Here is a 3,069-nt window from a genome sequence, read left to right as displayed (position 1 = left end):
GTCACGGCTTTGCCCGTGCCGCCCGTCAGTCGCCAAACTACCGCCCACTACTGGCATCGGCGATGGATCTGGCGCTGCAAGGTGTCACCAGTCTGGATGAAGTAATGACTCTGGGCGAAGGCGATACCTCAGGTGTCATTGAACCCATCTGGATATAGGTCGGTAATATGCCAATATTTCAGTATCAAGGACGCGATAGTCAAGGCAGTAAAGTGAGTGGCCAAATCGAAGCCGCCAATGCCGATTTGGCCGCAGAATCACTGGTCAATAAAGGCGTGATCCCGATAGCGATCGAGACAGCGACCGACGGCAACCTGCTGAAATGGGATCTTAAAGCGTTATTAACCCCGGCAGTACCGCTGGAAGTGCTGGTGATCTTTTGCCGACAGCTTTATTCGCTGACCAAAGCAGGGGTGCCTTTATTACGTTCTATGAAGGGACTAACGCAAAACTGCAGCAATAAACAGCTTAAAGAAGCTCTGGAAGAGGTCAGCCACGATCTCAGTAACGGTCATAGCCTGTCGAGCGCAATGCAGCTGCACAGCAAGGCGTTCAGCCCACTGTTTGTGTCCATGATCAGCGTGGGCGAGAACACCGGCCGGTTGGATCAAGCGCTGTTGCAGATGGCGCAGTATTACGAGCAGGAAGTGGAAACCCGTAAGCGGATTAAAACCGCGATGCGTTACCCGACTTTTGTACTCAGTTTTATCACTATCGCTCTGTTTATTTTAAACATTAAGGTGATTCCGCAGTTTGCCAGTATGTTCAGCCGTTTTGGCGTCGATCTGCCGCTGCCGACCCGAATTCTGATCGGCATGTCAGATTTTTTTGTTAATTTCTGGCCATTACTGGTCGCCTTGATTGCGGGCAGCCTGTTTGGCTTTAAGGCCTGGATTAGTACCGCTAAAGGTCGGGAAAAATGGGATAAGTTCCGGCTCAAATTGCCGATTGTCGGTGATATCGTTAACCGGGCCCAGCTGGCGCGTTTTTCCCGCACTTTTGCTTTGATGTTGAAAGCCGGTGTGCCGCTTAATCAGTCTTTGGCGCTGGCGGCTGAAGCGCTGGGCAATAAATTTCTCGAATCACGCTTATTAGAAATGAAAGCGGCGATTGAAGCCGGTGGAGCCGTGTCAACATCAGCCATCAATACCCAGGTGTTTACTCCGCTGGTGATCCAGATGATCTCCGTCGGTGAAGAGACCGGTCGTATTGATGAATTGCTGTTTGAAGTCGCCGATTTTTATGATCGTGAAGTCGATTACGATCTCAAGACCCTTACCGCGCGGATAGAACCGATCATGTTGGTGATCGTCGCCGGTATGGTCTTGGTGTTAGCGCTGGGTATCTTCCTGCCTATGTGGGGGATGCTGGACGCAATCCAGGGATAATATGGCCAGTGACATTGCACGTGCCCGTTTTGCCATCTGGTTATTAGTACTGGTAATTTTGGTGCTGAGCTTTTTGCTGGCCGTTCGTCCGGTCGAGAAGCAGGCCCAGCAAACGGCCGAACGTTTATCGGTGCAGCGGATATTGGAACGAGCCAATTATTATCGCCAGGAGTGGCTGCTGAAGGGTGAGCCGTCGCAGGCAAATATTGACGGGCAAATGGTCTGGTTTTCCGCCAGAGGGTGGCTGATCCCGACCAGAGATGGCCAGAGGGTTGATTGCCGGGTGTGGTTAAATCGATTACATGAAGATGCGCTGATCCAGCCCGGCGAAATGGTTCAAATAAAGAATCGCTCATTGGATCAAAAATATGACTGTCGCTATTTTTCTAGCCGCGATAAATCTGTCAATATATCGCTGGAAAAAGAGAAGTTTTCGGTAAGTGTCGACTTTTTGTCACACTAGTGAGCATTTTTGACACTAATGGGATGGCGGTACGGTAAAAGCATCGTATAATGCGCGCAAGCTTAGTGTGGGTATAAATATGAATCGTAGCAAAGCGTTAGGTTTCACCCTGGTGGAACTGGTTGTAGTGATTGTTGTTGTTGGACTATTGGCAGTCGCTGCCTTACCCCGTTTTCTCGACGTTACCGATGAAGCTAAAAAAGCCAGCATTCAGGGGGTCGCGGGTGGTTTTGCGACCGGCGTGTTGTCGGCCCGGGCCCAGTGGGAAGCGGAAGCGCGCCCCGCGGTAACCATCAACAACGAACAGTACAATACGGTGAACTATGACGGTGTGTCTTTCTGGCTGACCCGTTCGGCACAAGCCAATGGCGCCGCAACCGGATTTCGTGATGGTTACCCATTTGCCATTAACATCAATAGTGCCAATTTTCCGGCAAGTCTGACAGATCAGGCCTGCATCGATTTAATGGACAATCTGCTACAAAACCCGCCGCTGGTGGATACGGTAGCAAATGCCCGCAACGATAAGAATGTTAAGTACTCGGCTCTGGCGGACTCGGCCAACTCCACCTGCACCTATCAGCAGCAGGAAGGAGACAGTGGTCACCAGTTTGTTTATGAAATTGAGACTGGCCGGGTCAATGTTGTATTGCAGTAGTTCTGCTGAATTTTGAATCAAAAAAGAGAGAAGTAATAATGAAGAGACAAGGCGGTTTCACCCTGATCGAGCTGGTGGTGGTGATTGTTATCTTAGGTATTTTGGCGGTGACGGCAGCGCCTCGTTTTCTTAACTTGCAAAATGATGCCCGTAAATCTGCTTTGCAGGGTTTAAAAGGCGCAATGGATGGTGCAGCTGGGATTGTATATGGTAAAGCAGCAATTGCAGGTGTGGAAACCAAGGCTACAGATACTGTTGATGGCATTTCAACTGTCTATGGTTATCCAGCAGCAACGTCTGCTGGTATTGGGAATGCGGTTGTAGGCCTAAACTCTGATTGGAAAGGTTACGCTAACGGTACAAGCTATGTAGCGACTTTTGCCAGTGATTCTGTTTCTGATGCAGCGTCGGTTATCGGTACGAAATGTTATATCAGTTATGGAGAGGCTACTAGTAGCGCAGGAACTGTTACTCCTTATTCTGTAACCGTAACGCCTGACGGATGTTAATTTTGTATAGGCCAGCATCGCTGGCCTTTTTTCAATCTCTGTCCTTCAACT

Annotated in this window: 4 protein-coding genes; all 4 read left to right on the top strand. The window is 49.6% G+C overall.

The features are described 5' to 3' along the window. The first annotated feature begins 167 nt into the window (after positions 1-167). Positions 168-1,388: a type II secretion system F family protein gene (locus tag ACQY6F_RS18575; RefSeq protein ID WP_428776574.1), complete on the top strand. Its 1,221-nt coding sequence runs from the start codon at positions 168-170 to the stop codon at positions 1,386-1,388. 1 nt (position 1,389) lies between these two features. Continuing rightward, on the top strand, positions 1,390-1,851 hold the full coding sequence (locus ACQY6F_RS18570; protein ID WP_428776573.1) for an MSHA biogenesis protein MshF: 462 nt from the start codon (positions 1,390-1,392) through the stop codon (positions 1,849-1,851). Positions 1,852-1,930: 79 nt separating this feature from the next. After that, positions 1,931-2,509: a prepilin-type N-terminal cleavage/methylation domain-containing protein gene (locus tag ACQY6F_RS18565; RefSeq protein ID WP_428776571.1), complete on the top strand. Its 579-nt coding sequence runs from the start codon at positions 1,931-1,933 to the stop codon at positions 2,507-2,509. A 38-nt stretch (positions 2,510-2,547) separates the two neighbouring features. After that, the gene (locus tag ACQY6F_RS18560) at positions 2,548-3,018 is read left to right on the top strand and encodes a type II secretion system protein (RefSeq protein ID WP_428776570.1); all 471 of its coding nucleotides are present in this window, start codon (positions 2,548-2,550) and stop codon (positions 3,016-3,018) included. Positions 3,019-3,069 lie beyond the last annotated feature (51 nt).

This window comes from Vibrio sp. (assembly GCF_050299255.1).
In the GTDB taxonomy this organism is placed as follows: domain Bacteria; phylum Pseudomonadota; class Gammaproteobacteria; order Enterobacterales; family Vibrionaceae; genus Vibrio.
The sequence above is the reverse complement of the archived record's forward strand: the minus strand, read 5'-3'. Positions and strand labels throughout refer to the sequence as shown.

Bases quoted from the DNA above. Each gene is read 5' to 3' on its own strand.
- ACQY6F_RS18575 (WP_428776574.1), top strand. From the start codon at position 168: ATGCCAATATTTCAGTATCAAGGACGCGATAGTCAAGGCAGTAAAGTG.
- ACQY6F_RS18570 (WP_428776573.1), top strand. From the start codon at position 1,390: ATGGCCAGTGACATTGCACGTGCCCGTTTTGCCATCTGGTTATTAGTA.
- ACQY6F_RS18565 (WP_428776571.1), top strand. From the start codon at position 1,931: ATGAATCGTAGCAAAGCGTTAGGTTTCACCCTGGTGGAACTGGTTGTA.
- ACQY6F_RS18560 (WP_428776570.1), top strand. From the start codon at position 2,548: ATGAAGAGACAAGGCGGTTTCACCCTGATCGAGCTGGTGGTGGTGATT.